We start from the raw sequence: 25,802 nt of genomic DNA on the forward strand, positions 1-25,802 counted from the left end.
TCCTTGCAAAGATTCGCGCCAAAACTGAGACCCGTGGCGTTTCATTTCGTGCGGACGGGGTGGGATGGGAAACGGTCCGACGGGGACGGAGCGGATTGGTCGGGACCCGGGGACGTTCGTGCCACGTTGTCGCCACGTCGGGGGGCCATATCCGATGAAACGTCGAGAGGAACATTGATGGCGAGGATTCTTCTGACCGGCGGGGCGGGGTATATCGGCTCGCATACCTATCTCGCGCTGCGCGAGGCGGGCCACGAGGTCACGATCATCGATGACTTCTCGAACTCCGACCCGGAGGTGATCGCGCGGCTGGCGCGGATCGCGGGGGGCGATGTCGACCTTCATGTCGGGTCGATCCTCGACCGTGCCTTCCTCGCCCATGTCTTCGCCGAGCGCCGGATCGACGGGGTCGTGCATTTCGCCGCCCGCAAGGCCGTGGGCGAGAGCGTGGCGCTGCCGCTCGACTATTTCGAGACCAACATCTGGGGCCTGACCCTGCTGATGCAGGAGATGCGGGCCGCAGGGGTCTGGCGGATCGTGTTCTCGTCCACCGCGACGGTCTACGGTGACCCGGAGACCTTCCCGATCCCCGAGACGGCGCCGCTGTCGCATGCCTCGCCCTATGCCTTCACCAAGCTCACCTGCGAGCGCATCCTAGAGCAGGCGGCGGCGGCCGACCCTTGGGTGACGGGGGTGCTGCGCTATTTCAATCCGGTCGGCGCCCATCCCTCCGGCCTGATCGGAGAGGATCCGCGCGGCATTCCGGGCAACCTGATGCCCTATATCGCCAAGGTCGCGCTGGGCGAGTTGCCGCGGCTGACGGTGCATGGCGCGGATTACGACACGCCGGACGGGACCTGCTGGCGCGACTATATCCACGTCATGGACCTGGCGCGGGCGCATGTGCTGTCGATGGGCCAGTTGCTGGAGGGAAAGAGCCATGTGCTGAACGTCGGCACCGGGCGGCCCGTCTCGGTGCTGGAGATGCACCGCGCTTATTCGGACGTCGTCGGGCGGGAGTTGCCGCATGCGATCGGCCCGCGCCGTCCGGGGGACGTGCCCCGGCTTTATGCCGACCCGGCGCGGGCGCGGGCGGAGCTGGGCTTCGAGGCGCAATACGATCTCGAAGAGATGTGCCGCACGAGCTGGGCCTGGGTGCAGGCGCAGGCGGCGGGCTGGCGGTTCAACTGCTGAGAGGCCGGGGTCAGCGCGCCCGGGCAGCCTCGATCGCCGGGGCGATGCTGTCCTCGATGACCGATCGGGTGATCGGGCCCGCGAAGCGCAGCATGACCGTGCCGTCGCCGGCGACCACGAAGGTTTCGGGCACGCCGTAGAGGCCCCAGTCGATGCCGGTCCGTGCCTCGCCGTCCACGCCGATGGCGGCGAAGGGGTCGCCCAGCTCTTCCAGGAAGGCCAGCGCGGCCTCGGGGCTGTCCTTGTAGTTGATGCCGTAGACCGGAAGCTCCTCGGCGAGCTCTTCCAGCTGCGGATGCTCGACGCGGCAGGGGACGCACCAGGAGGCCCAGAAGTTCACCAGCTTGACCTCGCCATCGGTCAGGATCGCGGGTGTCAGGGGGGCCTTGCCGGGCAGTTCGGTGACGGACAGCGCCGGGGCCGGCTGGCCGATCCGGGTGGAGGGCAGGGCGTCGGGATTCTCACGGAAGAGGCCCGACAGGAAGAACCCGCCGAGCGCCGCGAAAAGCGCGATGGGGAGAAGGGCGAGCCACCTCATTCGCCGCGCTCCTCCAGCTGGCGCCGCGCGGCGCGGGCGGCCAGGACGGATTGCAGGATCAGGCCGCCGATCAGCAGCGCGGTCAGGCCGTAGGCCAGCAGGATGTCGAAGGCGTATTTTCCGAGCCAGCTCATGCGAGGCGCTCCTTCAGGGAGATGGCGTGGAGGCGGCGGCGGCGGATCTCGGTCCGGGTGCGCAGCAGGACGAGCGCCACGAAGAGGAAGACGAAGCCCGCGAGGGTGATGACCAGAGGAATCCAGAAGACATCGGCCACATTCTCCTCGGCGTCGAGCGACAGGGAGGCGCCCTGGTGCAGGCCCTGGTTCCAGAACTGCGCCGCGTAGCGCGACAGCACCGCGAAGACCGTCCCCACGAGGCAGAGGATCGAGGTAAGGTCCGCCGCCTGGTCCTGCTGCTCGATGGCCGACCAGAGCGCGACATAGCCTAGGTAGAACAGGAACAGGATCAGGAAGGATGTGAGGCGCGGGTCCCATTCCCAATAGGTCCCCCACATCGGCTTGCCCCAGATCGCCCCGGTGATCAGCGCCACGGCGGTCATGATCAGGCCGATGGGCGCCGCTGCCCGCGCCGCCAGCGCCGAGACGTGGTGGCGCCGGATCAGCCAGATCAGGGAGGCCACCAGCATCATGAACCATGCATTGATCGCGAGGAAGGCGGAGGGGACGTGGATGTAGATGATCTTCACCGAGTGCCCCATGCGGAAATCCTCGGGCGTGAAGAAGAACCCCCAGATCAGGCCGGTCGCGCAGAGCAGGATGGCGAGGCCCCAGACATAGGGCTGCACGGCGCCGGAGGCGGCCATGAAGCGGCGGGGGTTGGCGTATTCCCAGATCGACATGAGAGGTGTCTAGGCGGCACGGCGAGGGGCGGCAAGGGAGCGGATGTCACGCCCTCGTGGCCGGTTGGGGCTAGCGGAGATTGACCCGCAGCGCCGCGGCGCTGGCGAAGGGGAGCAGCGCGATGCAGCCCAGCGTGATCCCGGCGAGGAGCGCGAGGGGTGTGGCGACCGGCAGGCCCTCGGCGCCGCGGCGCACGACCTCGGCGCCGAAGACGAGGGTGGGCACGTAGAGCGGCAGGACGAGGAGCGACAGGAGGAGCGAACCGCGCTTCAGGCCGACGGTCAGGGCCGCGCCGAAGGTGCCGATCCAGCTGAGCGCCGGGGTGCCGAGGAGGAGCGAGAGCGCGAGCCAGGGAAGCGCCGGCCCGGGCAGGAAGAGGAGGAGCGAGAGCGGCGCCGCGATCACGGCCAGCGGCAGGCCGGTGGTGATCCAGTGGGCGAGGGCCTTGACCGTCGCCGCGCCCTCGAGCGGGACGGGGGCGGTGGCAAGGAGGTCGAGCGAGCCGTCCTCGGCGTCGAGCGCCCAGAGCCGGTCGAGCGAGAGAAGGCAGGCGAGCAACGCGCCGAGCCAGAGGATGCCCGGCGCGATGGGGGCGAGCCGGTCGGGCTGGGGGCCCACGGCGAGCGGCACGAGGGTGGCGAGGATCAGGAAGAAGGCGAGCCCCAGACCGAAGCCGCCCCCGGCGCGCAGGGCGAGGCGGAGGTCGCGTTGAAGCAGCGCTAGCATGGGCGTCGGGCGGGGAGGGGGGCTCTGCCCCCCGTCGCCTGCGGCGACTCCCCCCGAGGTATTTGGGGCGAGATGAGGGGGCGGGGGGGCGTTAACCTTAACGGGAGGTGAAGCATCGTCATTCCACCGCCTCGGCGAAGGGGTCGGACCCGGCGGCCTGCCGTCCGGTCGGGGCGAACCGGGCCACGTCGAGGACGCGGGTCTCGGGCAGGCCGAGGTCGATATGGGTGGCGATGAGGGCGGAGCCTCCGGCGGCGAGATGGGTCCGGACGGCGGCGGCGAAGCGGGCGGTGTTCCCGGCGTCGAGGGAGACAGTCGGTTCGTCCAGAAGCCAGACGGGGCGGCCGGTCAGCACCAGCCGGGCGAGGGCGGCGCGGCGTTTCTGGCCGGCGGAGAGGTCGGCGGCGCGGCGGGCGCGCAGGGGGGCGAGGTCGAAGGCGGCCTCGGCCCGGGCCAGGGCCTCGGCGCCGGTGCCGAAGGCCGCGGCCCAGAAGGCGAGGTTCTCGGCCACGGTGAGCTGCGCCTTCAGCCCGTCCGCATGGGCGCCGTAGGCCATCGCCTCGGGCGGCGCCGTGACCTCGCCCGCGACGGCCGGGGTCAGCCCGGCGAGCGTGCGCAACAGCGTCGTCTTGCCTGCGCCGTTCGGACCCCGGAGGATCAGCGCCTCGCCCGCGCGGACGCGGAAGGCGACGCCTTCCAGCACGGTCGCCTCGCCGCGGCGGCAGGTCAGGGATCGGGCCTCGAACTCCATGCCCCGGGTGATGGCGCATCCGCCGCACGGGGGGAAGGGCCGAAGGGGCTTGTCAGCATGGGGGGCGCGGGCGCAAGCCTGAGAGGGACGCGGGGCCGCGATGAACAATTGTATGCCACGGCATACAATGGACTTGATCCCGTCCGGCCCATGCTGCAAATGACGCCTGACCGCACCTGATCCGAAGCCCGGAGGACGCCCATGACGATCCAAGTCGGAACCGACACCGCCAAGACCCGCCGCACGCTGTCCGTTGGCGGCCAGTCCGTCAGCTACTATTCCATCGCCGCCGCGACCGAGGCGGGGCTGGGCGACTTCTCGAGGCTGCCCGCGGCGCTGAAGGTCGTGCTGGAGAACCTGCTGCGCTTCGAGGATGGCGGCCGGAGCGTCAGCCTTGACGACATCAAGGCCTTCGGCGACTGGGCCGCGCAGGGCGGCAAGAACCCGATCGAGATCGCCTATCGTCCCGCGCGGGTGCTGATGCAGGACTTCACCGGGGTTCCCGCGGTCGTGGACCTGGCGGCGATGCGCGACGGGATCGTGGGGCTGGGCGGCGACGCGCAGAAGATCAACCCGCTGAACCCGGTCGACCTGGTGATCGACCACTCGGTCATGATCGACGAGTTCGGCAACCCGCGCGCCTTCCAGATGAACGTGGATCGCGAATACGAGCGCAACATGGAGCGCTACCAGTTCCTCAAATGGGGGCAGACCGCGTTCGACAATTTCCGCGTCGTCCCGCCGGGGACCGGCATCTGCCACCAGGTGAACCTGGAATACCTGGCCCAGACCGTCTGGACCGACGAGGACCAGTCGGGCGAGACCGTGGCCTATCCGGACACGCTGGTCGGCACCGACAGCCACACGACCATGGTCAACGGCGCCGCCGTCCTCGGCTGGGGCGTGGGCGGCATCGAGGCCGAGGCCGCGATGCTGGGCCAGCCGATCTCGATGCTGATTCCCGAGGTCGTGGGCTTCGAGCTGACCGGCAAGATGATGGAAGGCACGACGGGCACCGACCTCGTGCTGAAGGTCACCGAGATGCTGCGCGCCCATGGCGTCGTCGGCAAGTTCGTGGAGTTCTACGGCGCGGGTCTCGACACGCTGCCGCTGGCCGACCGGGCGACCATCGCCAACATGGCGCCGGAATATGGCGCGACCTGCGGCTTCTTCCCGATCGACGCGGAGACCCTGCGCTACCTGCGCCAGACGGGGCGCGAGGAGGACCGGATCGCGCTGGTCGAGGCCTATGCCAAGGAGAACGGGATGTGGCGGGGCGATGACTACGCGCCCGTCTATACCGAGACGCTGACCCTCGACATGGGGACCATCGTGCCGGCCATCTCGGGGCCGAAGCGGCCGCAGGACTACGTCGCGCTCGACAAGGCGGCCCGGACCTTCGGGCAGTACGTCAACGGCATTCGCTCGGGCAAGGACGCCGCGCCGCGGGCCGAGATCCGCTGGGAGGGCGAGGGCGGCGCGCCGGAGCCGGTCGAGATCCCCGGCGACGAGGGCTTCCACATGCGGGGCTACGTCTCCGGCGGCGAAGCCGACCGGCAGCAGCTGCATGACGGCTCGATCGTGATCGCCTCGATCACCTCCTGCACCAACACCTCGAACCCCTACGTGATGATCGGCGCGGGGCTGGTGGCGCGCAAGGCGCGGGAGCTGGGGCTGAACCGCAAGCCCTGGGTCAAGACCTCGCTCGCGCCCGGGTCGCAGGTCGTGTCGCACTATCTGGAGGCCGCGGGGCTGCAGGAGGATCTGGACGCCATCGGCTTCAACCTCGTCGGCTATGGCTGCACGACCTGCATCGGCAATTCCGGCCCGCTGGCGCCCGAGATCTCGAAGACGATCCACGACAACGACCTGATCGCGACCTCGGTCCTGTCGGGCAACCGCAACTTCGAAGGCCGGATCAGCCCGGACGTGCGCGCCAACTACCTGGCCAGTCCGCCGCTGGTCGTGGCCTATGCGCTGGTCGGCGACATGAACGTCGACATCACTTCCGATCCCCTGGGGACGGACAAGGACGGCAATCCGGTCTACCTGAAGGATATCTGGCCGTCCCAGCAGGAGGTCGCGGAACTGGTCGAGCGTACCGTCACGCGAGAGGCCTTCCGCGAGAAGTATGCCGACGTCTTCAAGGGCGACGAGAGGTGGCAGGCGGTCGAGGTCCCCAAGCAGGAGACCTATGACTGGCCCGCGGCTTCGACCTATGTGCAGAACCCGCCCTATTTCCGCGACATGGACCCGAAGCCGGGCGAGATCGGGGATATCGAGGACGCCCGCGTCCTGGCCGTGCTGGGCGACATGATCACGACGGACCACATCTCTCCGGCCGGGTCGTTCAAGGAGACGTCGCCCGCGGGCCAGTACCTGATCGAGCGGCAGGTTCCGGTGCGGGAGTTCAACTCCTACGGATCGCGCCGGGGCAATCACGAGGTGATGATGCGCGGCACCTTCGCCAATATCCGCATCCGCAACGAGATGCTGGACGGGGTCGAGGGCGGCTATACCAAGGGGCCGGACGGCGAGCAGACCTCAATCTACGACGCCGCCATGGCCTGGCAGGAGCAGGGCGTGCCGCTCGTGATCTTCGGGGGCGAGCAGTACGGCGCGGGCAGCAGCCGCGACTGGGCCGCGAAGGGCACCGCGCTGCTGGGCGTCAGGGCGGTCATCGCCGAGAGCTTCGAGCGCATCCACCGCTCCAACCTGGTCGGCATGGGCGTGATCCCGTTCGAGTTCACCGGCGGTGACACCCGCAAGACTCTGGGCCTGACCGGCGAGGAGACGGTGAGCATCGTGGGCCTGGGCGACGTGAAGCCGCTGCAGGAGGTTCCGGCCAGGATCACCATGGCCGACGGGACCGAGAAGACGGTCACGCTGCGCTGCCGGATCGATACCGAGGTGGAGATCGACTACATCAAGAACGGCGGCGTGCTGCATTACGTGTTGCGCAACCTGGCGCAACCGGCCATCGCGGCCGAGTGACCTTGTCCTTCTGACCGCCTGCGGGGTCCCTTAGGGGGCCCCGCTTGCGTTCGGGGGGCGGGCAGGCGCAGGATGGGGACGAGGCTGTCGGGGGGATCGTATGGCGCTGGCGGAACACCTGAAGGGCTTCCCGGACCTGCCGCCGATCTGGCTGCTGGGCGCCGTGGCCGCGTCCTGGCTTCTGGGCCGGGGGCCGGGCCCTTCGGCAGGGCCGGTCGGGGAGTGGGTCGGCGGCGCGGCGGTCGTCCTCGGGCTGGGGCTGATCCTCTGGGCGGCGATCTGGTTCCGGCGCAAACGGACGCCGATCATGCCGCATCACGATCCCGACGCGCTGATCGTCGAGGGGCCTTACCGGCTTTCGCGCAACCCGATCTATCTCGCGATGGTGGTCATCGCGGCGGGGGTCGCGCTGCGGCAGGACAGCCTGCTGGCGCTGCTGCCGGTCCCCGCGCTCTGGTGGGTGCTGGACCGACGCTTCGCCGCCGTGGAAGAGGCGCGGCTGCAGGCGAGGTTCGGCGCGGCGGCCGAGCCCTATCTGGCGCAAACGCGGCGCTGGCTGTGAAAGCTTCACCCGTAGGTGATTGGCATTCGGGCCCCGGCTCCTCTAGGTATCGGGCCTGACCCGATTGCCGGACATGATCCTGATGCGCCTTGCCACTGCCGCTCTCGCCGCCCTGCTTCCCCTGTCCGCTGCCGCCGATCCGGTCGTGGTCGAGCTCTTCACCTCGCAGGGATGCTCCTCCTGCCCGCCCGCGGACGAGATGCTGGGCGAGCTTGCGGAGCAGGAGGGCGTGATCGCGCTGTCGCTGCATGTCGATTACTGGGACTGGATCGGCTGGGAGGACACCTTCGGCCATGCGCTGTTCTCGGCGCGGCAGCGGGCCTATGCTTCTGCTGCCGGGTCGAGCGTCGTCTACACGCCGCAATTCGTCGTGGGCGGGATCGACCAGGTCGCGGGACCTTCGGGCATGGAACTCGCGCAGCTGGTGGAAGCGCATCGCGGCGTCACCGACGACGTGCTGAGGGCGGCCTCGGGCGCCGAAGGCCGAAAGGTCATGGCGATGGAGGTCGAAGGCGGCGGGCAACTGGTGCTGGTGACCGTGCTGCCCGAGGCGCAGGTCAAGATCATGCGCGGCGAGAACGCGGGCCGCACGATGACCTACCACAACGTCGTCGTCGGCTGGGAGGTGATGAGCGACTGGTCGGGCGAGACCACCAGCTTCGCCGTGCCCGAGCCGGAGCCGGGCCATTCGAGCGTGGTGCTGGCGCAGAAGCTGGTCGACGGGAAGCCCGGTCCGGTTCTGGGCGCCGTCAGGCTGGACTGAGCGGCGCGGGGCCGAGCGAGGCCCTGAGCAGGATCTCGCAGGGCAGGGCGACGCTGTCGGGCCTTGTCCCGTCGCGCACCATTCCGGTCAGCATGGCAGCCGCCGTCGTGCCCATCCGCGCATGCGGGATGGCGACCGTGGCGAGCGGCGGGTCGGCCACGGTCGAGAGTTCCATATCGTCGAAGCCGGTGATCGAGACGTCGCCGGGCACGCGCAGCCCCATCGCCCGGGCCTGGCGCAGCGCTCCCATCCCCAGAAGATCGTTGCCGCAGATCACCGCCGTCGGGCGCGGGTCTCGCGCCATCAACTCGGCCATCGCCTGCGCGCCGGTCTCGATCCCGTAGGGTGTCTCGACCACGGCCAGCGCGGCCGGGTCCAGGCCCCGCGCCGCCATCGCGGCACGCACCCCCGCCACGCGGTCGCGGGTGCGGTCATTGAAGCGGGTATGGCCGGAGATCGTCGCCAGCCGGACATGGCCGCGGTCGAGCACGGCCGAGGTCATCGCCTCCATCGCCGCCTTGTTGTCGAAGCCGACCGAGGGCCGGGGCGCGGCAGGGTCGTGGACCCAGGCAACCAGCACCGGCACCCGGTGCAGCGCAAGGAAGTCGTAGAGCGCCGGGTCCCGCTCATGCCCGATCAGCAGCAGCCCGTCGGCGCCCCGCGCCACGAGGGTGCGGATCTGCGCCTCCTCCAGGTCGGGACGGTAGGAGGAGGAGGCGAGCAGCAGCGTCATCCCATGCTCGACCAGAGCCGTCTGGAAGGCCTGAAGCCCCCGGGCGAACACGGAATTGTCGAGCGTGGGGATGATGGCGCCGATCGTGTCGGTTCGCCTGGCCGCCAGCGCGCGGGCACCAAAGTTCGGAGAATAGCCGAGATCGCGAATCGCGGCCTCGATCCGCTCCCGCGTCTCGGGCTGGACGCGGGCGGGCGCGTTCACGCAGCGCGAGACGGTCGCGGTCGAGACGCCCGCGCGGTGGGCGACATCGGCCAAAGTCGGTGTCCTGGTCATCTGCGGGCCGGTCCGTCTCGCTGGGGCTGGCGCCGAGGATAACAGGAACGCGCCTCGCATGTAAGCGCTTGCATGACGCGATGAGAGCGCTTACACAGCGATCAGGCACGAAGGGGGAGTGACGGCCATGGCGCGCGAGTATCTGAAGAAGGCAACGAAGACGGCGCGCAGCGACGCGGCCGACGTGTCCGCCACGGTGCAGGCCATCCTCGACGACATCGAGCAGGGCGGCGATGCCAAGGCGCTGGAATACGCGGCGAAGTTCGACAAGTATGACGGTGCGGTCCTTCTGGACGAGGCCGGGATCGAGGCCGCCTGCGCCCGGGTTCCCGAGAAGCTGAAGGCGGACATCCGGTTCAGCCACGCGAACGTCAAGCGCTTCGCCGAGCTTCAGAAATCCACCATGACCGATGTCGAGACCGAGGTCGTCCCGGGCCTGATCGCCGGCCAGAAGGTGATGCCGGTCGCCGCCGCCGGCTGCTACGTGCCGGGCGGGCGCTACAGCCATGTCGCGAGCGCGATCATGACGGTGACGACGGCCAAGGTCGCCGGCTGCACCCATATCACCGCCTGCTCCCCACCGCGGGCGGACGGGATCGCCCCGGCCATCGTCTATGCGGCGAAGATCTGCGGCGCCGACGCGATCCTCGCCATGGGCGGGGTGCAGGGCGTGGCCTCGATGGCCTTCGGGCTGCACGGGTTGCCGAAGGCCAATATCCTCGTCGGTCCGGGCAACCAGTTCGTGGCGGAGGCGAAGCGCATCCTCTACGGCCGGGTCGGGATCGACATGATCGCAGGCCCCACCGATTCGCTGATCCTCGCCGACAGCACGGCGGATGCGGAGATCGTGGCCGCCGACCTCGTGGGGCAGGCGGAGCATGGCTACAACTCGCCGGTCTGGCTGGTCACCGACGACCGCGCGCTGGCCGAAACAGTGATGGCGCGGGTCCCCCAGCTGATCGCCGAGCTGCCCGAGGTGAACCGCGAGAACGCCACTGCCGCCTGGCGCGACTATGCCGAAGTGATCCTCTGCGCGGATCGCGAGGAGATGGCCGCCACCTCGGACGAATACGCGCCCGAGCACCTGACGGTGCAGGCCGCCGATCTCGACTGGTGGCTGGGCCGGCTGACCTGCTACGGCTCGCTGTTCCTCGGAGAGGAGACGACGGTGGCCTTCGGCGACAAGGCCTCGGGGACGAACCACGTCCTGCCGACCTCGCGCGCGGCGACCTATACGGGCGGCTTGTCGGTCCACAAGTACATGAAGGTTGTGACTTGGCAGCGCGCGACGCGCGAGGGGTCCCGGGACGTGGCGCTGGCCACCGCGCGGATCAGCCGGCTGGAGGGGATGGAGGGCCATGCCCGGACGGCGGACATCCGGCTCGCCAAGTATTTCCCCGGCGAGAACTTCGACCTGAGCGCCGAAGGCTGAGCGTGGAGGCGCTCGTCTATACCGGCGCCGAGACGCTGGAGCTGCGGGACGTCCCGGAGCCGGTGCCCGCGCCCGGGGAGGAGGTCGTCCGCATCGCGCGGGTCGGCATCTGCGGCTCGGACATGCATGCCTTTCTCGGCCATGACGACCGGCGCCCCGCGCCTCTGATCCTGGGCCACGAGGCCGCCGGGGCGGTCGGGGCGCGGCGGGTTACGGTCAACCCGCTCGTGACCTGCATGGACTGCGCCGTCTGCCTGCGGGGCGAGACGAACCTTTGTGCGCGCCGCCAGATCATCTCCATGCCGCCGCGCGAAGGGGCCTTCGCGGGCGCCGTGGCCATGCCGGAGCGCAACCTGGTCGACGTGCCCGACCACGTGACCGACGCCCAGGCCGCTCTGGCGGAGCCCATTGCCTGCGGCTGGAATGGTGCGCGCAGCGGCATCGCGGCGGCCGGCGTGGCCGACCGGGCGCTGGTGCTGGGCGGCGGAGCCATCGGGCTCGGCGCCGCGCTGTGCCTGTCGGCGCAGGGCGTGGGCGAGGTCGTCGTGGTCGAGCCGAATGACACGCGCCGCGCCTATCTGGGGCGTCATGTCGAGGCGGTCGCCGAGGCCCCGCACGGCGCCTTCGACATCGTGGTCGACGCCGTCGGCTATGACGCGACCCGCGCCGCCGCCTCGGCCGCGGTGCGGCCCGGCGGCGCCATCGTCCATATCGGGCTGGGCGGCGGGCAGGGCGGGCTGGACCTGCGGCGTATCACGTTGCAGCAGATCGCCTTTCTGGGCATCTATACCTACACGGCGCGGGACTTCCGCGACACCTGCGCCGCCATGTTCGCCGGAACGCTCGGCCCGCTCGACTGGGTGGAGGAGCGTCCGCTGGCCGATGGCGCCCGCGCCTTCGCCGACGTCCGTGCGGGCCGCGTCGCGGCCCCGAAGATATTGCTCGTCCCCTGAAAGGAGCCCCCGTCTTGGATATCGACAAGAGGATCTGCGACGACCTGATCGCGAACGACATCTCGTTCGTGACTACCGTCCCCTGCAAGCAGCTCGCCGGCGTGATCGCCGAGATCGACACCCGCCCCGAGGTCATGCACGTCCCCTCCAACAAGGAGGACGAGGGCATGGGTCTCTGCGCCGGGGCGTGGATGGGCGGCAAGCGGCCTGCGATCATCATGCAGAACACCGCGCTGGGCGTGACGATCAACACGCTCGCCACGCTGATCCAGTTCTACCGGATGCCGCTGCCGATGATCATCTCCTACCGCGGAGAGTTGCGGGAGCCGGTTGCCTGCCAGGTCGAGATGGCCGTGCACACCAAGGCGCTGCTCGCGCAGATGCACATCCCGACCTACCACTTCCACTGGCAGAAGGACGTGGAAGAGTTCGACAACATCCTGAAATATACCTTCATGTCCAACAAGCCGGTCGCCATCCTGACCGACGCCAATTTCTGGGGAGGCTACGGCGACCAATGATCCGTTCCGAAATCCTGAAGGAGATCGCCCCGATCCTCCGCGACCAGCTCGTCGTCTGCAACATCGGCATCCCGTCGCAGGAGCTGCACGCCATCGACGACCAGCCGACGAACTTCTACATGCTGGGCACCATGGGGCTGGCCTCGTCCATCGGCCTCGGGCTGGCGCTGGCGCAGCCGAAGACGGTGATCGTGATCGACGGCGACGGCTCGATCCTGACCAACATGGGCACGCTGCCGACCATCGCGAACAACGTGGCCGACAACTACATCCTGATGATCATCGACAACGGGTCCTACGGGTCCACCGGAGACCAGCCGACCTATACGGGCAAGAAGACGTCTCTCGCGGGCGTCGCGAAGGCCTGCGGCTGCGAGAACGTGATCGAGTGCAAGGACATCGACACCGGCGAGGTGCTGCAGAAGGCGATCGACTCGAAGCAGATGCACGTCATCGTGGTGAAATGCGACAGCGGCAACGCAAAGATGCCGGTCATCACGATGGACCCGGTGGTGATCCGGCACCGCTTCATGGAGGCGGTGAAGGCCTGAGCCGGGCGGGCCTGCGGTCGACCGCAGGCCCGCCGCCGGTCGACCGGCGGCGCCCCCAGCCTATCCCTTGCGCAACAGGATGTCGGGCGTGCGCGACCCCTCGCGGACGAGGCGCGCGTTCGGCATGTCGTTGCCGTCGATCTTCGCCGCCCGCGCCTCGGGCGTCAGTCCGGCCCAGCGTTCCTCCAGCCGGGCGCGCAGTTCCGCATCCGGCACCTCCAGCCGGGCCGTGACGTCCCATGCGATGTCGCGCCAGCCGGGGGCGTCGAGCAGCAGCCAGTTGCCCTCGACCACGACGACGCGCGTGGCGGCCGGGACATGCCCGGCCCCCGCGATGGCGATCTCGCGGGAGCGGTCAAAGATGGGGTGGTAGACGTCCTCGCCCCGGCGCAGCGCGGCGACCGTGCGCGCGAAGCCGCCCAGGTCGAAGGTCTCGGGCGCGCCCTTGCGGGGCAGCAGGCCGCGGGGGCCGAGGATGCGGTCGTCGAGATGGAAGCCGTCCATCGGCAGGACGGCGCCGCCCGTCCGCTCCGCCAGTGTTTCGGCCAGGGTCGACTTGCCCGAGGCGGGCGGCCCGGCCAACGCGACGACGACGCGGTCGCCGGGATGGGCCTCGATCCGGGCCAGCAGGGCGTCGAGGTTCACGCGGCCACCGGCTCCTTCGCGCCGGTCATGTAGGCGACCGCGTCGGACATCGTGTGCTCCTTCGGATCGAGCACCGTCAGCCGCTTGCCCAGGCGGTGGACATGGATGCGGTCGGCGACCTCGAAGACATGGGGCATGTTGTGGGAGATCAGGATGATCGGGATGCCCCGCGCCCTCACGTCGAGGATCAGCTCCAGCACCCGGCGGCTCTCCTTGACGCCCAGCGCCGCCGTCGGCTCGTCCAGGATGATGACCTTCGACCCGAAGGCCGCCGCGCGGGCCACGGCCACGCCCTGGCGCTGGCCGCCGGACAGGGTCTCGACCGCCTGGTTGATGTTCTGGATCGTCATCAGCCCGAGGTCGCTCAGCTTCTGGCGGGCGAATTTCTCCATGGCGGAGCGATCGAGCATCCGCAGGTACTTGCCGCGCCAGCCGGGTTTCCGGATCTCGCGGCCCATGAACATGTTGTCGGTGATCGAGAGCGCCGGGGACATGGCGAGGGTCTGGTAGACCGTCTCGATCCCCGCCGCGCGGGCGTCCATCGGTGACTGGAAGTCCACCTTCTTCCCCTCGAGGAAGACCTCGCCCTCGTCGGGTTGCACCGCGCCGGAGATGGCCTTGATGAGGCTCGACTTGCCCGCGCCGTTGTCGCCGATCACCGCGAGGATCTCGCCCGGGAAGAGCTCGAAGTCGCAATGGTCGAGGGCGGTCACCCGGCCGTAGCGCTTGACCAGGTTTGTCGCGCTGAGAATGGGTTGCCGGGTCATGCCGCCACCTTCCTGATCCACTGGTCCCCGTGCAGCTTCGCTGTCACGCTTGCACCGGGCGAGTTCGCGCAACGGAGGAGATGCGTCATGCCGAGACCTTCCTGATCCACTGGTCGACCGCGACGGCCGCGATGATGAGCACGCCGATCAGCAGGTAGGTCCACTGCGCGTCCGCCCCCAGAAGGCGCAGGCCCAGCGTGAACACGCCCACGATCAGCGCCCCGAAGAAGGTGCCGAGGATCGAGCCGCGCCCGCCGAAGAGCGAGATGCCTCCGATCACGACGGCGGTGATGCTCTCGATGTTCAGAAGCTGGCCCGAGGTCGGCGAGACCGAGCCGATCCGGCCGATCAGCGCCCAGCCGGCGAAGGCGCAGATCAGGCCGGCCAGCGCGTAGACCGAGATCAGCGTCGCGCGCACGTTCACGCCCGAGAGCTGCGCCGCCTCCGGGTCGTCGCCCACGGCATAGACGTGGCGCCCCCAGGCGGTGTGCCGCAGCACGAAGGCCAGCCCGACCACCAGCAGGACCATGAAGATCACGCCGACGGTGAAGACCGCGCCGCCGATCTCGAATTTGGCGCCGAGCAATTGCAGCAGCGGCGCCTCGGCCTGGATGTCCTGGCTTCGTATCGTCTCGTTGGCGGAATAGAGGAAGTTCGCGGCCAGAACGATCTGCCACATGCCCAGCGTCACGATGAAGGGTGGCAGCTTCATCACCGCGACCAGCCAGCCGTTGACGCAGCCGATGGCGGTCCCGAACAGAAGCCCGCAGGCGACCGCGATCTCGGGGGGCAGGCCGTAGCGGAAGGTGAACTGGCCCATGATGACCGAAGAGATGACGGCAATGGCGCCGACGCTCAGATCGATGCCCGCGGTCAGGATGACCAGCGATTGCGCCGCCGCGACGATGCCGACGATCTGCACCTGCTGCAGGATCAGCGTCAGGGCGAAGGGGCTGAAGAAGCGCGACCCGAGCAGCAGGCCGAAGACGACGATGGAGGCCACCAGCACGATCAGCGGCACCAGCGCCGGGTTGACGTGCAAAAGATGTTGAAGGGTGCCGACGAAGCCGCGTTTGCGGCGCTCGAACTCGGCGACCTTGTCCACGCGGTTGATCGCGGTCTCGTAGCTGTCGGATTGAGTCACGTCGGCGCCTCCCCAGGCCGCGATGGAGGGCGCGCGAGGGTCGCGCGCCCGGATGGTTCAGGTCGGAGCAGACGCCCGCTTCAGGCCCGGGGCTCCGCCCGTGAACTCCCCGGACCCTCCCCCGGAGGGTCCGCCCGGCGAAGCCGGGTTCGGGACTTCACCCCCAGCACAGCTCCTTGCCTTCTTCGACCGAGATGCTCTCGACGCCCTCGACCGGCTGGTCGGTGACGAGGGCCACGCCCGTGTCGAAGAAGTTCTTGCCCTCGGTCGGGGCGGGCAGGGTGCGGTCCTGGGCATACTGGGCGATCGCCTCGATGCCCTTCGACGCCATCAGCAGGGGATACTGCTGCGAGGTCGCGCCGATCACGCCATCGGCCACGTTCTGGACGCCGGGGCAGCCGCCGTCGACCGAGACGATCAGCACGTCGTTCTCGCGCCCGATGGCGCGCAGCGCCTCAAAGGCGCCGGCGGCGGCGGGCTCGTTGATGGTGTGGACCACGTTGATCTCGGGATCCTGCGCCAGCAGGTTCTCCATCGCGCGGCGGCCGCCTTCCTCGTTGCCCTGCGTCACGTCCGAGCCGACGATGCGCGGGTCGGTCTCGTCGCCGATGACGTTCGGATCGTTCAGGTCGATGCCGAAGCCGTCGAGGAAGCCCTGGTTGCGCAGCACGTCCACCGTCGGCTGGCTGACGGCCAGGTCGAGCGTCGCGATCTTGGCGTTCTCGGCCTCGTCGCCCATGGCGGCGCGGGCCCATTGGCCGATCAGCTGGCCGGCGACGTAGTTGTCGGTCGCGAAGGTCATGTCGGCGGCGTCGATCGGCTCCAGCGGGGTGTCGAGCGCGATCACCAGGATGCCCGCGTCCCGCGCCTGCTGCACGGCGGGCACGATGGACGAGGTGTCCGAGGCGGTGATCAGGATCCCGCTCGCGCCGTCGAGGATGCAGGTCTCGATGGCGGCGACCTGGGTCTCGTGATCGCCGTCGACCTGGCCGGCAAAGGTCTTGAGCGTGATGCCCAGCTCTTCGGCCTTCGCGGTGGCGCCTTCCTTCATCTTCACGAAGAACGGGTTGGTGTCCGTCTTGGTGATCAGGCAGGCGGTCGTGCCATGCGCGTCGGCAAAGGCCGCGCCGGTGGTGGCGGTCAGCGCGAGCGCGGTTCCAGCGAGTAGCTTCTTCATTTTTTGTCTTCCTCCCAGTCCGACGGCCGTGGCGACCGTCTCCGCAACGACCATGGCGCGAGTCTGTCGCTCCGTCAATTCATAAATCAGATTGATTTATTAATGCGCCCCCGTAGGCTGGCGGCGACGGAGGCCGACATGCCCGACCAGGGTGATTCCATGATGGGTCCCGCGCTCGCGCGCAGGGACCAGCGGGACCATAACGAACGGCTGCTGTTGACGGCGCTGTCGCGGCTCGGCGCGGCGCCGGGGGCGGAGCTTGCGCGCCTCACCGGTCTGTCGGCACAGACCGTCTCGGTCATCCTCAGGGGGCTCGAAGCGGACGGGCTGGTCGCGCGCGGCGCACCGCAGCGGGGCCGGGTCGGCAAGCCCTCGGTCCCGATGGAACTGGCGCCCGACGGCGCCTTCTCGGTCGGGCTGAAGATCGGGCGCCGCTCGGCCGACCTGGTACTGATGGACCTGCAGGGCGGCGTCCGCGGGCAGGTGCAGACGGCCTATCGCTATCCGCTGCCCGATGTCGTGTTCGGCTTCCTCGAGACCGCGCTGGCCCGGCTGGTCGCCGGGCTGCCCCGCACGGCGCAGGACAGGCTCTGCGGCCTCGGCCTCGCCCTGCCGTTCGAGCTCTGGCGGTGGGAGCACGAGATCGGCGCGCCGCCCAAGGGCCTGGACGCCTGGCGCGACCTCGACCCCGGCGCCGAGGTCGCGGCCCGCACGGGGTTGGAGGCGGTCGTCGTCAACGACGCCACCGCCGCCTGCCGCGCCGAGGCGATGCTGGGCCGGGGACCGGGCTTTACCGACTGGGCCTATCTCTATGTCGGGTCGTTCATCGGCGGGGGAGTGGCGCTGGGCGGCTCGGTGTTCGACGGTCCGCACCGCAACGCCGGAGCCTTCGGCGCCATGCAGAGCCGCACCCCGGACGGCCGCGCCGCACCGCTGGTCGAGACGGCGTCGCTGTACCTGCTGGAAAACGCGATCACCGAGGCCGGGGGCGACCCGAGCCAGCTCTGGACCGGGTCGCGGGACTGGTCGACGTTCGAGGCGCAGCTCGCCCCCTGGATCGCCGGGACCGGAGAGGCGATCGCCCGGGCGATGGTCTCGGCCTGCGCGGTGATCGATTTCGAGGCGGTCGTGGTCGACGGCGCCGTGCCGCCCGCCGTGCGCGCCCGGCTGGTCGCGCGGGTCCGCGAGGTGCTGCCGGATCTCGACATGCGCGGCCTCGTCGTGCCCGCCGTGGTCGAGGGCCGGGTCGGAGAGACCGCCCGCGCCGTGGGCGCCGCCTGGGCGCCCCTGGCCGCGCGCTACCTGTCGGTCCTGTGATGGCATCCTGCCGCCTAGCCCCGGCCAGCAGGACATGCGGCCAGTCGGAGCCCCAGAGGCAGCTTCCGAGATTGGCTCGGACCAGCGCCGCCACATGCGCCGCCGCCGCCTCGTAGGGCGCATCGCAGAGACGGTAGAGACCTGACAGCTTCACCAAGGCCGCGCCGCCGGCGAGCTCCGCAGGGCGGCACGCGCGGGCGAAGTGGATAGCTATGCAACGGCCGCTTGACCCGGCACTTGCGGCCGGGTCGTATGCGCGCCAGCCGGGGGGACCAAGATGGCCGATGCGAGTTTCAGGACAAGGATGATGGGCGGGGAGGTGATGGCGGGCACCTTCTTCAAGACGCCCGCGCACGAGCTGGTGGAGGTGCTGGCGGTGTCCGGGCTCGATTTCCTCTGCCTCGACGCGGAGCATGCGCCCTTCGACCACGGGCGGATGGATGTCTGCCTCGCGGTGGCCCGGGCACTGGGCCTGCCCGCGCTGGTCCGGGTGCCGACCGGCACGCCGGTGGAGATCCTGAAGGCGCTGGACGGCGGGGCGCTGGGCGTGGTCGTGCCGCATGTCGATTCGGCCGAGAAGGCGCGGGCCGTGGCGCGCGCGGCGCATTTCGGCGAGGGCGGGCGCGGCTATGCCGGATCGACCCGCTGGGCGGGCTTCGCCACCCGCGGTATGGCCGAGGTGCTGGCGCAGGACGCCCAGACCATCGTGATCGCCCAGATCGAGGAGCCCGCGGGCGTCGAGGCCTGCGAGGAGATCGCCGCGACCGAGGGGATCGACGGCCTCTTCGTCGGCCCGGCCGACCTGTCGGTCTGCTACGGTGTCACCGACATCACGGCACCCCCCGTGCGTGCGGCGATGGAGCGGGTCGGCAAGGCGGCGCGGGCCAACGGCAAGGCCTTCATGACCTTCGCGCCGAACGCGGCCGCTTGTGCGCCGCTGCGGGAACTGGGCGTGACGATGTTCTTCATCGCCTCGGAGCACGCCTTCATGCTGCTGGGCGCACGTGCGACGGCGGAGGCGGTGCACGGACTGGACTGAGAGCGGTCCTCTCTGCGTCGGGCGGGGAGGGGGGCTCTGCCCCCCGCCTTCGGCTCCCCCCGGCATATTTCCGGAGCATCGAAAGAGGCGGCCCCGGGGGGTCGTCACTCGGCGGCGGTCGCCTCGGTGGCCTGGGCGGCCTCGATCTCGGCGGCCTTTCTCTCGACCTGTTCGACGATGTGGTCGATCATCCGGTCGTTGTCCATCGCATGGCTCCTTGCGCCGGCCAGATAGACCATGCCGCGCCCGTTGCCGCCGCCGGTAAAGCCGACATCGGTCATCAGCGCCTCGCCCGGACCGTTCACGACGCATCCGATGATGCTGAGCGACATCGGCGTCTTGATATGCTCCAGACGCTTTTCCAGGATCTCGACGGTCTTGATGACGTCGAAACCCTGCCGCGCGCAGGAGGGGCAGGAGATGACGTTGACGCCGCGATGGCGCAGGCCCAGCGACTTGAGGATCTCGTAGCCGACTTTCACCTCCTCGACCGGGTCGGCCGAGAGCGAGACGCGGATCGTGTCGCCGATCCCCATCCAGAGCAGGTTGCCGAGGCCGATGGCCGACTTGATCGTGCCGGAGGTCAGGCCCCCCGCCTCGGTGATGCCGAGATGGATCGGCGCGTCGGTCGCCTCGGCCAGGCCCTGGTAGGCGGCGGCGGCGAGGAAGACGTCGGAGGCCTTGCAGGAGATCTTGAACTCGTGGAAGTCGTTGTCCTGCAGGATGCGGATGTGGTCGAGACCGGATTCGATCATCGCCTCGGGGCAGGGCTCGCCGTACTTTTCGAGCAGATGCTTTTCCAGGCTGCCCGCATTGACGCCGATGCGGATCGAGCAGCCGTGGTCGCGGGCGGCCTTGATGACCTCGCGCACGCGGTCGGCGGAGCCGATATTGCCGGGGTTGATGCGAAGGCAGGCGGCGCCTGCCTCGGCGGCCTCGATCCCGCGCTTGTAGTGGAAATGAATGTCCGCGACGATCGGCACCGGGCTTTCGCGCACGATCTGCTTCAGGGCCTTCGACGATGCCTCGTCGGGGACCGAGACGCGGACGATGTCCGCCCCCGCATCGGCGGCGGCCTGGACCTGGGCCACGGTGGCGGCGACATTCGTCGTCAGCGTGTTCGTCATCGTCTGCACGGTGATCGGGGCGTCTCCGCCGACGGGGACGTTCCCGACCATGATCTGGCGCGACTTGCGACGGTCGATCTGGCGCCAGGGGCGGATGGCGTGGAGGGACATGGGCGGCCTCGTTTCCGGTTCGCTCTCAGGTAGGACGCGGGGCCGGGCGGCGCAACCGGCTCACTCCTCTGGCGCGGCCTCTCCGGGAAGGGCGGGCTCGACCGCAAGCTCCGCGACGAGCCGGTTGATGTCGCTGTCGGCGTTCGGGTCGACGGACGGGAAATCCTCGCCGATGGTGGCGGCGGCGACCTGTGTCGTCGTCACATCCGCGCCCGGAGCCACCGGCCCGTAGGTCGTGCCGGCCACCGAGAAGTAGGTGGCGCCGGTATTGCCGGTGCGGACGCTGACGGCGCCTTCGGAGGCGGGGATCTCGTAGGTATCCCCGGCCTGCATCGTCCGTTCGAAGATCGTCGAGCCGTCGGCGGTGCGCACCCGGACCCACGCGGTCGCCGTCGCGACGATCACCACGGCATCGGGCTCGGAGGCGAGGACCTGTGGCGTGGCGGGGGCGTCTTCGGCCGGCTGCTCGCCCAGGGCCTCGGCCAGGGCGAGGTCGACGCCGGCCTGAATGCCGTTGGCGCGGACCGCCGCACGGGCGGCGTCGGGACCGCTCATGCCGGCTGGCGCTCCCGCGAGGTCGCGTTCCGGAAGGCCCGGATCGATGGTCGAGATCGGCTGGTCGCGGGCGGTCAGGATCGGCGCGTCGAGCGCCTGCGGACGGTAGAGCCGCGACAGCGCCTCGGTCGCGGGCATATCGACCCCGGCCACCTCGGGCGCCGCATTGGCGGGGGCGACGGGCGTGAGCGGGTCGAGTTCGGCCAGAAGGGTCGGCTCCTCCTCTACGGGGGCAACCTGGACGCGCTGGATCTCCTGCACGAGGGTCCAGCCGCCATAGCCGAGCCCGCCGACGAGCAGCGCCAGCACGGCGAGCGAGCCGAGCGCGCCGGGCTCGAACCCGGCGAAGACGGGGGTGGCCTTCTTGGCGAAGGGGTTGCCTGCGCCCAGCAGCGGGTCAATCGGCTTCGTCTCGGTCTTCGCCTTGCGCAGCGGCGAGCCGCGGCCCGCAGGGGGCGCCGACAGCGCGGCGCCGAGCCCGTCACGCCGCGTCAGGGCGGATTCCATGGGGCGAAGCGAGCCGATGCCGCCGAAGCCCGATTCCTCGCAGAAGCGGGCGAAGACGATCTCGGGGTCCATGTTGAGGTAGCGCGCATAGCTGCGGACGTAGCCGGCGACGAAGGACTGGCTGTCGAAGGCGTCGAGATCGGCGTTCTCGATGGCAGCGATGTAGCTCGCCTTGATGCGAAGCTCGCGCTGGACGTCCATCAGGGACTTGCCGAGCGTCGCCCGCTCCCCTCGCATCTCGTCGCCGAGACGCAAATCGAAGGAGTCGAAGCCCTTCTCCGGACTGACCACCTTCGTCCTGTTCTTCGCTTTACGGCCGAACATCAGCCTGCCCCTCAAAGGTTGTGGTCATGCCGTCTGTGGGCACGATTCCGTCCCGTTGATGAACCCCGGTCCCGTCCCCGAGGTTCCACTGCCGCCTCTAGTGTAGCAGCGTTTCCGTCACAATGCACGGGACTTGTCAGCCCGCCGCATGGGCACGATTCAGCGCACAATGGGACCACAGATCGTCCATCGCGCGAACCAGTGCGTCGATCATGGGCGGCGTGTGGACAGGCGAGGGCGTAAAGCGCAGCCGCTCGGTCCCGCGCGGGACGGTGGGGAAGTTGATTGGCTGGACGTAGACACCGTGATCGGCCAGCAGGCGGTCCGACAGCATCTTGCACTTGACCGGGTTGCCGACATGGACGGGCACGATGTGACTGCCGTGGTCGATGATCGGCAGGCCCAGGCCGCGCAGCCGCAGCTTCAGCACGGCCGCCCGCTCCTGATGCAGCTCGCGCAGGGCGCGGTCGCCCTTCAGGTGGCGGACCGAGGCGGCGGCCCCGGCGGCTACGGCCGGGGGCAGCGAGGTCGTGAAGATGAAGCCCGGCGCATAGCTGCGGATCGCGTCGCACATCCGCGCCGAAGCGGCGACGTAGCCGCCCATCACGCCATAGGCCTTGGCCAGTGTGCCGTTGATGATGTCGATCCGGCCCATCAGCCCGTCCCGCTCGGCCACGCCGGCGCCGCGGGGGCCGTACATGCCGACGGCATGGACCTCGTCGATATAGGTCAGCGCGCCAAATTCCTGCGCCAGGTCGCAGATCGCCTCGATCGGGCCGAAGTCGCCGTCCATCGAATAGACGCTCTCGAAGGCGATGAGCTTCGGCGCGGCAGGATCGTCCGCTTCCAGCAGTTCACGCAGGTGGGCCGTGTCGTTGTGGCGGAAGATGCGCTTGGCACCCCCGTTCCGCCGCACACCCTCGATCATCGAGGCGTGGTTGAGCGCGTCGGAATAGATGATGAGGCCGGGGAACAGCTTCGGCAGGGTCGAGAGCGTCGCGTCATTGGCGATGTAGGCCGAGGTGAAGACCAGCGCGGCCTCCTTGCGGTGGAGGTCCGCCAGCTCCGCCTCCAGCGCCTTGTGATAGACCGTCGTCCCGCTGATGTTGCGCGTCCCGCCGGATCCGGCGCCGGCGCCGTCCAGCGCGTCGTGCATCGCCGCGAGCACGACGGGATGCTGGCCCATGCCCAGGTAGTCGTTGCCGCACCAGACGGTGATGTCCTGCGTGCTGCCGTCCGGCTTGTTCCAGGTGGCGTGCGGGAAGTGGCCGCGATGGCGCTCGATGTCGATGAAGGTGCGATAGCGGCCTTCCTTGTGAAGCGCCTCGATCGCGTCGTCCAGCGCCTGCGCGTAGTTCGTCATTCCACGTCCTCGTCCGTAATCGCGCCTGCGGTAAGCGTCCCGGACGGAACCCGCCAGACCACAAGTTGTCGCGTCATCTAGGCCATCGCGCCGGATTCGCCAACAACATGCGCCCATCGGGCGCGGCGCAGGTCAGCCGGCCGCGCGATCGCCTCTGGACAGCGGCACCCCCCGGACACAGCTAGAGAGCCGACCCTTTGCCGGAGCTTGCCATGACCCAGCCGATTGCCGCCATCCTGGACCGCATCGACGCGGGCCAGCCCGCCGCGCTCGACCGCCTGAGCGCGCTTCTGCGCATCCCCTCGATCTCGACGGATCCGGCTCATGCGGGCGATTGCCGCGCCGCCGCCGAGTGGCTGGCGGCCGAGCTTGCGTCGCTGGGCTTCGACGCCTCGGTCCGCGACACGCCGGGCCATCCGATGGTGGTCGCCCATGGCGGGGACGGCCCGCGCCACGTCCTGTTCTACGGCCATTACGACGTGCAGCCGGTCGATCCGCTGGCGCTGTGGGATACGCCGCCCTTCGAGCCGGTCATCGCGGGCGGGGCGATCCGTGCGCGGGGCGCATCGGACGACAAGGGCCAGTTGATGACCTTCCTCGAAGCCTGCCGCGCCTGGCGCGACGAGACCGGATCGCTGCCCTGCCGCGTCACGGTGCTGCTGGAAGGGGAGGAGGAGTCCGGCTCGCCGTCGCTGGTGCCGTTCCTGAAGGAGAACGCCGCGGAGCTGCGCGCGGAAATCGCGCTGATCTGCGACACCGGCCTGCATGACGGGCGGCTGCCGGCCATCGTCACCCAGCTGCGCGGGATGCTGGGGGAGGAGATCACGGTCACCGGACCCGAGATGGACCTGCATTCCGGGCAGTACGGGGGGCCCGCGATGAACCCGATCCGCGTGCTGACGCGCATCCTGGGCGGGCTGCACGACGGGACGGGGCGGGTGACGATCCCCGGCTTCTACGACGGCGTGGGCGCTCCGCCCGACGCTGTGCTGGCGGATTGGGAGGCGCTGGGATTCCAGGAGGAGGCGTTCCTCGGCGCCGTCGGCCTGTCCGTGCCTGCCGGAGAGGAAGGCTATTCCGCGCTGGAACAGCTCTGGTCGCGCCCCACCGCCGAGATCAACGGGATCGAGGGGGGCTATACCGGCGCGGGGTTCAAGACGGTGCTGCCGTCCAGGGCGCGCGCCAAGGTCAGCTTCCGGCTGGTCGGCGGGCAGGATCCCGAGCGGCTGCGCGTGGCCTTCCGCGACTGGGTTCTGTCGCAGATGCCGGGCGATTGCCGGGCGGAGTTCGCCGGGCATGGCGGCGCGCCGGCCTCGGCCATGGCGGTCGACCATCCGGCCTTCGAGGCGGCGCGCGCCGCCCTGGGCGAGGAATGGGGAATCGAAGCGGCCTTCGTGGGCGGCGGCGGCTCGATCCCGATCGCCGGCCATTTCCAGACCATCCTCGGCATGGACTCGATGCTGACCGGCTTCGCCCGCGACGACGACCGCATCCACTCGCCGAACGAGAAGTACGACCTCGAATCGTTCCACAAGGGCGCGCGCAGCTGGGCGCGCATCCTGGGAAAGCTCGCCTGATCCCGGGCGCGGCGTGCCGTTGGGATCAGGCCGTCTTCCGCAAGGGCCGGCGCCTCGCCGTCAGCCGTTCGATCGCCTCGGCCCGGACCTGCCCCTCGAACAGGGGCCGCGCGAAGAGGTAGCCTTGCTGCAGCGTCACCCCCAGCTCCAGCAGGGCATCCGACTCCTCCGCCCGCTCGACCCCTTCGCCGATGACGGTGATGCCGAGGTCGCGGCAGGTCCCGCAGATGCCTGCCACGATGGCGCGCCGCGTCAGGTCCCGGTCTAGGCCCGTCACCAGGTGGCGGTCGAGCTTGATGAGGTCCGGCTGCAACTCCGCCAAAAGGCCCAGACCGGCGAAGCCCGCGCCGAAATCGTCGATCGCGGTGCGGAATCCGCGTTCGCGATAGACCTCGACGATGCGGCGCAGCTTGGGGAGGTTCGACACCTGCTCGTGCTCGGTCAGCTCGAAGATGATCCGGTCGGTGGGGAAGCCGAACTGGTCGGCGGCCCAGAGCGTCCGCTCGATGCAGGTCTCGGGCTTGTAGACCGCGTTCGGCATGAAGTTGATCGAGACGGTCATGGCGGGGTCGAGCCGCGCGGCGAGCGCGATGGCGGTCACGCGGCACTGCTGGTCGAAGGCGTAGAGGCTGGACGCGTCGATGGCGTCCAGCACCTCCTTCGCGCTGGCGCCGTCCGTCCCGCGGACCAGCGCCTCCTGCGCGAAGACGGTGCCCTCGGACAGGTCGACGATGGGCTGGAACGCCATGGTGATCGGGCGCGTGAAGTCGGTCCTGTTGCCGGTGCGGCATCGGGCGCAGCCCGGCGCCTGAGGCGAGGTGTCTTCCATCGGCGGTTCTCCTGTCAGGGCAGGAAAGCGAATAGCCGAAGGACCTTAACGGGCGGTTGACGGCCCCGGTGCGCGGCAGGCGCGCCGGGGCCGGCTGCGTCACTCGGCGTCGAGCCGATCGAAGATGGACGCGCCGATGGCGGGCCTGCCCGGATAGAGCGTCGCGCCGTTCTGGCCGCGGATGTCGTTCCGGCTGTCGGCGTCGGCGTTGAAATGGGCGAAGATGCCGTCGAACCCGTAGCCGCGGCTCGAGATCGAGACGGTGTCGGGGCCGGTGGCGCGGATGCGCTCGCCGCCCTCGCGGTCGAGGTTGAAATGGGCGATGGCGCCCAGAACGCCGTAAGGCACCGGGTTGGCGGAGGCGGCGCCGGTCAGGCTGGCGACGGCGAGGAGGGAGGCTGCGATGAAGGGTCTCATGGGTGCGGTTCCTTTGACTGCCGGACCTGCCGGAAGAGGCGGAGTCCGA

At 69.7% G+C, this 25,802-nt stretch carries 26 protein-coding genes; 11 read left to right on the top strand and 15 right to left on the bottom strand.

The window, feature by feature from the left end:
• Positions 1–177 precede the first annotated feature (177 nt).
• A complete protein-coding gene (gene galE, locus DR046_RS03970; protein ID WP_115380188.1) occupies positions 178–1,194 on the top strand; it encodes a UDP-glucose 4-epimerase GalE in 1,017 nt (338 codons plus the stop codon).
• A 10-nt stretch (positions 1,195–1,204) separates the two neighbouring features.
• Here the strand turns inward: galE and DR046_RS03975 are convergent, their stop codons facing one another.
• From DR046_RS03975 to ccmA, 5 genes are all read right to left on the bottom strand, one after another.
• Positions 1,205–1,732, bottom strand: coding sequence for a DsbE family thiol:disulfide interchange protein (locus DR046_RS03975; protein ID WP_115380190.1), 528 nt, complete (start codon positions 1,730–1,732; stop codon positions 1,205–1,207).
• On the bottom strand, positions 1,729–1,866 hold the full coding sequence (gene ccmD / locus DR046_RS03980; RefSeq protein WP_115380192.1) for a heme exporter protein CcmD: 138 nt from the start codon (positions 1,864–1,866) through the stop codon (positions 1,729–1,731). Before ccmD ends, DR046_RS03975 begins: the two co-directional genes overlap by 4 nt.
• Positions 1,863–2,591 carry a heme ABC transporter permease CcmC gene (gene ccmC, locus DR046_RS03985; protein ID WP_115380194.1) on the bottom strand — a complete coding sequence of 243 codons (729 nt, stop codon included), beginning with the start codon at positions 2,589–2,591 and terminating at the stop codon, positions 1,863–1,865. Before ccmC ends, ccmD begins: the two co-directional genes overlap by 4 nt.
• A gap of 70 nt (positions 2,592–2,661) precedes the next feature.
• Positions 2,662–3,318, bottom strand: a complete 657-nt coding sequence (ccmB, locus tag DR046_RS03990; RefSeq protein ID WP_115380196.1) for a heme exporter protein CcmB — start codon at positions 3,316–3,318, stop codon at positions 2,662–2,664.
• Positions 3,319–3,436: 118 nt separating this feature from the next.
• Entirely contained in the window at positions 3,437–4,069 is a 633-nt protein-coding gene (gene ccmA, locus DR046_RS03995) for a heme ABC exporter ATP-binding protein CcmA (RefSeq protein ID WP_115380198.1), read from the bottom strand.
• Positions 4,070–4,270: 201 nt separating this feature from the next.
• Between ccmA and acnA the strand changes: the two genes are divergently transcribed.
• The 3 genes from acnA (at position 4,271) to DR046_RS04010 (ending at position 8,388) form a co-directional block, all read left to right on the top strand.
• Positions 4,271–7,063 (top strand): aconitate hydratase AcnA, encoded by a 2,793-nt coding sequence (gene acnA / locus DR046_RS04000; RefSeq protein WP_115380200.1) that lies wholly within the window; start codon positions 4,271–4,273, stop codon positions 7,061–7,063.
• Positions 7,064–7,163: 100 nt separating this feature from the next.
• On the top strand, positions 7,164–7,625 hold the full coding sequence (locus tag DR046_RS04005; RefSeq protein ID WP_115380202.1) for a methyltransferase family protein: 462 nt from the start codon (positions 7,164–7,166) through the stop codon (positions 7,623–7,625).
• A gap of 73 nt (positions 7,626–7,698) precedes the next feature.
• Positions 7,699–8,388: a DUF1223 domain-containing protein gene (locus DR046_RS04010; protein ID WP_115380204.1), complete on the top strand. Its 690-nt coding sequence runs from the start codon at positions 7,699–7,701 to the stop codon at positions 8,386–8,388.
• Here the strand turns inward: DR046_RS04010 and DR046_RS04015 are convergent.
• Positions 8,375–9,397: a LacI family DNA-binding transcriptional regulator gene (locus tag DR046_RS04015; protein ID WP_115380206.1), complete on the bottom strand. Its 1,023-nt coding sequence runs from the start codon at positions 9,395–9,397 to the stop codon at positions 8,375–8,377. The two genes, DR046_RS04010 and DR046_RS04015, sit on opposite strands and share 14 nt — an antisense overlap.
• 127 nt (positions 9,398–9,524) lie before the next feature.
• Here DR046_RS04015 and hisD point away from each other — a divergent pair, with 127 nt between their 5' ends.
• The 4 genes from hisD to comE are packed head-to-tail and all read left to right on the top strand — an operon-like array spanning position 9,525 to position 12,854.
• Complete coding sequence (hisD, locus tag DR046_RS04020) at positions 9,525–10,829, top strand: histidinol dehydrogenase (RefSeq protein ID WP_115380208.1); 1,305 nt, start codon at positions 9,525–9,527, stop codon at positions 10,827–10,829.
• Positions 10,830–10,831: 2 nt separating this feature from the next.
• Positions 10,832–11,782, top strand: coding sequence for an alcohol dehydrogenase catalytic domain-containing protein (locus DR046_RS04025; RefSeq protein WP_115380210.1), 951 nt, complete (start codon positions 10,832–10,834; stop codon positions 11,780–11,782).
• A 14-nt stretch (positions 11,783–11,796) separates the two neighbouring features.
• A complete protein-coding gene (comD, locus tag DR046_RS04030) occupies positions 11,797–12,303 on the top strand; it encodes a sulfopyruvate decarboxylase subunit alpha (protein ID WP_115380212.1) in 507 nt (168 codons plus the stop codon).
• Entirely contained in the window at positions 12,300–12,854 is a 555-nt protein-coding gene (comE, locus tag DR046_RS04035; RefSeq protein ID WP_115380214.1) for a sulfopyruvate decarboxylase subunit beta, read from the top strand. Before comD ends, comE begins: the two co-directional genes overlap by 4 nt.
• 60 nt (positions 12,855–12,914) lie before the next feature.
• Here the strand turns inward: comE and DR046_RS04040 are convergent, their stop codons facing one another.
• The 4 genes from DR046_RS04040 to DR046_RS04055 all read right to left on the bottom strand — a co-directional run bounded on the left by DR046_RS04040 (position 12,915) and on the right by DR046_RS04055 (position 16,587).
• Positions 12,915–13,499, bottom strand: a complete 585-nt coding sequence (locus DR046_RS04040) for a nucleoside/nucleotide kinase family protein (RefSeq protein WP_115380216.1) — start codon at positions 13,497–13,499, stop codon at positions 12,915–12,917.
• The gene (locus tag DR046_RS04045) at positions 13,496–14,266 is read right to left on the bottom strand and encodes an ATP-binding cassette domain-containing protein (RefSeq protein ID WP_115380218.1); all 771 of its coding nucleotides are present in this window, start codon (positions 14,264–14,266) and stop codon (positions 13,496–13,498) included. Before DR046_RS04045 ends, DR046_RS04040 begins: the two co-directional genes overlap by 4 nt.
• Positions 14,267–14,351: 85 nt before the next feature.
• The gene (locus DR046_RS04050) at positions 14,352–15,371 is read right to left on the bottom strand and encodes an ABC transporter permease (RefSeq protein ID WP_370815651.1); all 1,020 of its coding nucleotides are present in this window, start codon (positions 15,369–15,371) and stop codon (positions 14,352–14,354) included.
• Positions 15,372–15,567: 196 nt separating this feature from the next.
• Positions 15,568–16,587 (bottom strand): sugar ABC transporter substrate-binding protein, encoded by a 1,020-nt coding sequence (locus DR046_RS04055; protein WP_115380222.1) that lies wholly within the window; start codon positions 16,585–16,587, stop codon positions 15,568–15,570.
• A 138-nt stretch (positions 16,588–16,725) separates the two neighbouring features.
• Here DR046_RS04055 and DR046_RS04060 point away from each other — a divergent pair, with 138 nt between their 5' ends.
• Both DR046_RS04060 and DR046_RS04065 read left to right on the top strand, forming a co-directional pair.
• Positions 16,726–17,904, top strand: a complete 1,179-nt coding sequence (locus DR046_RS04060) for an ROK family transcriptional regulator (protein ID WP_115380224.1) — start codon at positions 16,726–16,728, stop codon at positions 17,902–17,904.
• 277 nt (positions 17,905–18,181) lie between these two features.
• Complete coding sequence (locus tag DR046_RS04065; protein ID WP_115380225.1) at positions 18,182–18,943, top strand: HpcH/HpaI aldolase family protein; 762 nt, start codon at positions 18,182–18,184, stop codon at positions 18,941–18,943.
• A gap of 104 nt (positions 18,944–19,047) precedes the next feature.
• Here the strand turns inward: DR046_RS04065 and ispG are convergent, their stop codons facing one another.
• The 3 genes from ispG to hemA form a co-directional block, all read right to left on the bottom strand.
• A complete protein-coding gene (ispG, locus tag DR046_RS04070; protein ID WP_115380227.1) occupies positions 19,048–20,181 on the bottom strand; it encodes a flavodoxin-dependent (E)-4-hydroxy-3-methylbut-2-enyl-diphosphate synthase in 1,134 nt (377 codons plus the stop codon).
• A 60-nt stretch (positions 20,182–20,241) separates the two neighbouring features.
• The gene (locus DR046_RS04075) at positions 20,242–21,567 is read right to left on the bottom strand and encodes a helix-turn-helix domain-containing protein (protein WP_115380229.1); all 1,326 of its coding nucleotides are present in this window, start codon (positions 21,565–21,567) and stop codon (positions 20,242–20,244) included.
• 136 nt (positions 21,568–21,703) lie between these two features.
• Entirely contained in the window at positions 21,704–22,930 is a 1,227-nt protein-coding gene (hemA, locus tag DR046_RS04080) for a 5-aminolevulinate synthase (protein ID WP_115380231.1), read from the bottom strand.
• A 212-nt stretch (positions 22,931–23,142) separates the two neighbouring features.
• Between hemA and DR046_RS04085 the strand changes: the two genes are divergently transcribed.
• Positions 23,143–24,507 (top strand): M20/M25/M40 family metallo-hydrolase, encoded by a 1,365-nt coding sequence (locus DR046_RS04085; protein WP_115380233.1) that lies wholly within the window; start codon positions 23,143–23,145, stop codon positions 24,505–24,507.
• A gap of 25 nt (positions 24,508–24,532) precedes the next feature.
• Here the strand turns inward: DR046_RS04085 and DR046_RS04090 are convergent, their stop codons facing one another.
• Positions 24,533–25,336 carry an EAL domain-containing protein gene (locus DR046_RS04090; RefSeq protein ID WP_115380235.1) on the bottom strand — a complete coding sequence of 268 codons (804 nt, stop codon included), beginning with the start codon at positions 25,334–25,336 and terminating at the stop codon, positions 24,533–24,535.
• A 99-nt stretch (positions 25,337–25,435) separates the two neighbouring features.
• The gene (locus DR046_RS04095) at positions 25,436–25,753 is read right to left on the bottom strand and encodes a hypothetical protein (RefSeq protein WP_115380237.1); all 318 of its coding nucleotides are present in this window, start codon (positions 25,751–25,753) and stop codon (positions 25,436–25,438) included.
• Between the last annotated feature and the right edge of the window lie 49 nt (positions 25,754–25,802).

Origin of the sequence: Jannaschia formosa (assembly GCF_003340555.1) — a bacterium.
GTDB lineage: Bacteria > Pseudomonadota > Alphaproteobacteria > Rhodobacterales > Rhodobacteraceae > Jannaschia > Jannaschia formosa.

Bases quoted from the DNA above. Each gene is read 5' to 3' on its own strand.
- galE (WP_115380188.1), top strand. From the start codon at position 178: ATGGCGAGGATTCTTCTGACCGGCGGGGCGGGGTATATCGGCTCGCAT.
- DR046_RS03975 (WP_115380190.1), bottom strand. From the start codon at position 1,732: ATGAGGTGGCTCGCCCTTCTCCCCATCGCGCTTTTCGCGGCGCTCGGC.
- ccmD (WP_115380192.1), bottom strand. From the start codon at position 1,866: ATGAGCTGGCTCGGAAAATACGCCTTCGACATCCTGCTGGCCTACGGC.
- ccmC (WP_115380194.1), bottom strand. From the start codon at position 2,591: ATGTCGATCTGGGAATACGCCAACCCCCGCCGCTTCATGGCCGCCTCC.
- ccmB (WP_115380196.1), bottom strand. From the start codon at position 3,318: ATGCTAGCGCTGCTTCAACGCGACCTCCGCCTCGCCCTGCGCGCCGGG.
- ccmA (WP_115380198.1), bottom strand. From the start codon at position 4,069: ATGGAGTTCGAGGCCCGATCCCTGACCTGCCGCCGCGGCGAGGCGACC.
- acnA (WP_115380200.1), top strand. From the start codon at position 4,271: ATGACGATCCAAGTCGGAACCGACACCGCCAAGACCCGCCGCACGCTG.
- DR046_RS04005 (WP_115380202.1), top strand. From the start codon at position 7,164: ATGGCGCTGGCGGAACACCTGAAGGGCTTCCCGGACCTGCCGCCGATC.
- DR046_RS04010 (WP_115380204.1), top strand. From the start codon at position 7,699: ATGATCCTGATGCGCCTTGCCACTGCCGCTCTCGCCGCCCTGCTTCCC.
- DR046_RS04015 (WP_115380206.1), bottom strand. From the start codon at position 9,397: ATGACCAGGACACCGACTTTGGCCGATGTCGCCCACCGCGCGGGCGTC.
- hisD (WP_115380208.1), top strand. From the start codon at position 9,525: ATGGCGCGCGAGTATCTGAAGAAGGCAACGAAGACGGCGCGCAGCGAC.
- comE (WP_115380214.1), top strand. From the start codon at position 12,300: ATGATCCGTTCCGAAATCCTGAAGGAGATCGCCCCGATCCTCCGCGAC.
- DR046_RS04045 (WP_115380218.1), bottom strand. From the start codon at position 14,266: ATGACCCGGCAACCCATTCTCAGCGCGACAAACCTGGTCAAGCGCTAC.
- DR046_RS04055 (WP_115380222.1), bottom strand. From the start codon at position 16,587: ATGAAGAAGCTACTCGCTGGAACCGCGCTCGCGCTGACCGCCACCACC.
- DR046_RS04060 (WP_115380224.1), top strand. From the start codon at position 16,726: ATGCCCGACCAGGGTGATTCCATGATGGGTCCCGCGCTCGCGCGCAGG.
- DR046_RS04065 (WP_115380225.1), top strand. From the start codon at position 18,182: ATGGCCGATGCGAGTTTCAGGACAAGGATGATGGGCGGGGAGGTGATG.
- ispG (WP_115380227.1), bottom strand. From the start codon at position 20,181: ATGTCCCTCCACGCCATCCGCCCCTGGCGCCAGATCGACCGTCGCAAG.
- DR046_RS04075 (WP_115380229.1), bottom strand. From the start codon at position 21,567: ATGTTCGGCCGTAAAGCGAAGAACAGGACGAAGGTGGTCAGTCCGGAG.
- hemA (WP_115380231.1), bottom strand. From the start codon at position 22,930: ATGACGAACTACGCGCAGGCGCTGGACGACGCGATCGAGGCGCTTCAC.
- DR046_RS04085 (WP_115380233.1), top strand. From the start codon at position 23,143: ATGACCCAGCCGATTGCCGCCATCCTGGACCGCATCGACGCGGGCCAG.
- DR046_RS04090 (WP_115380235.1), bottom strand. From the start codon at position 25,336: ATGGAAGACACCTCGCCTCAGGCGCCGGGCTGCGCCCGATGCCGCACC.
- DR046_RS04095 (WP_115380237.1), bottom strand. From the start codon at position 25,753: ATGAGACCCTTCATCGCAGCCTCCCTCCTCGCCGTCGCCAGCCTGACC.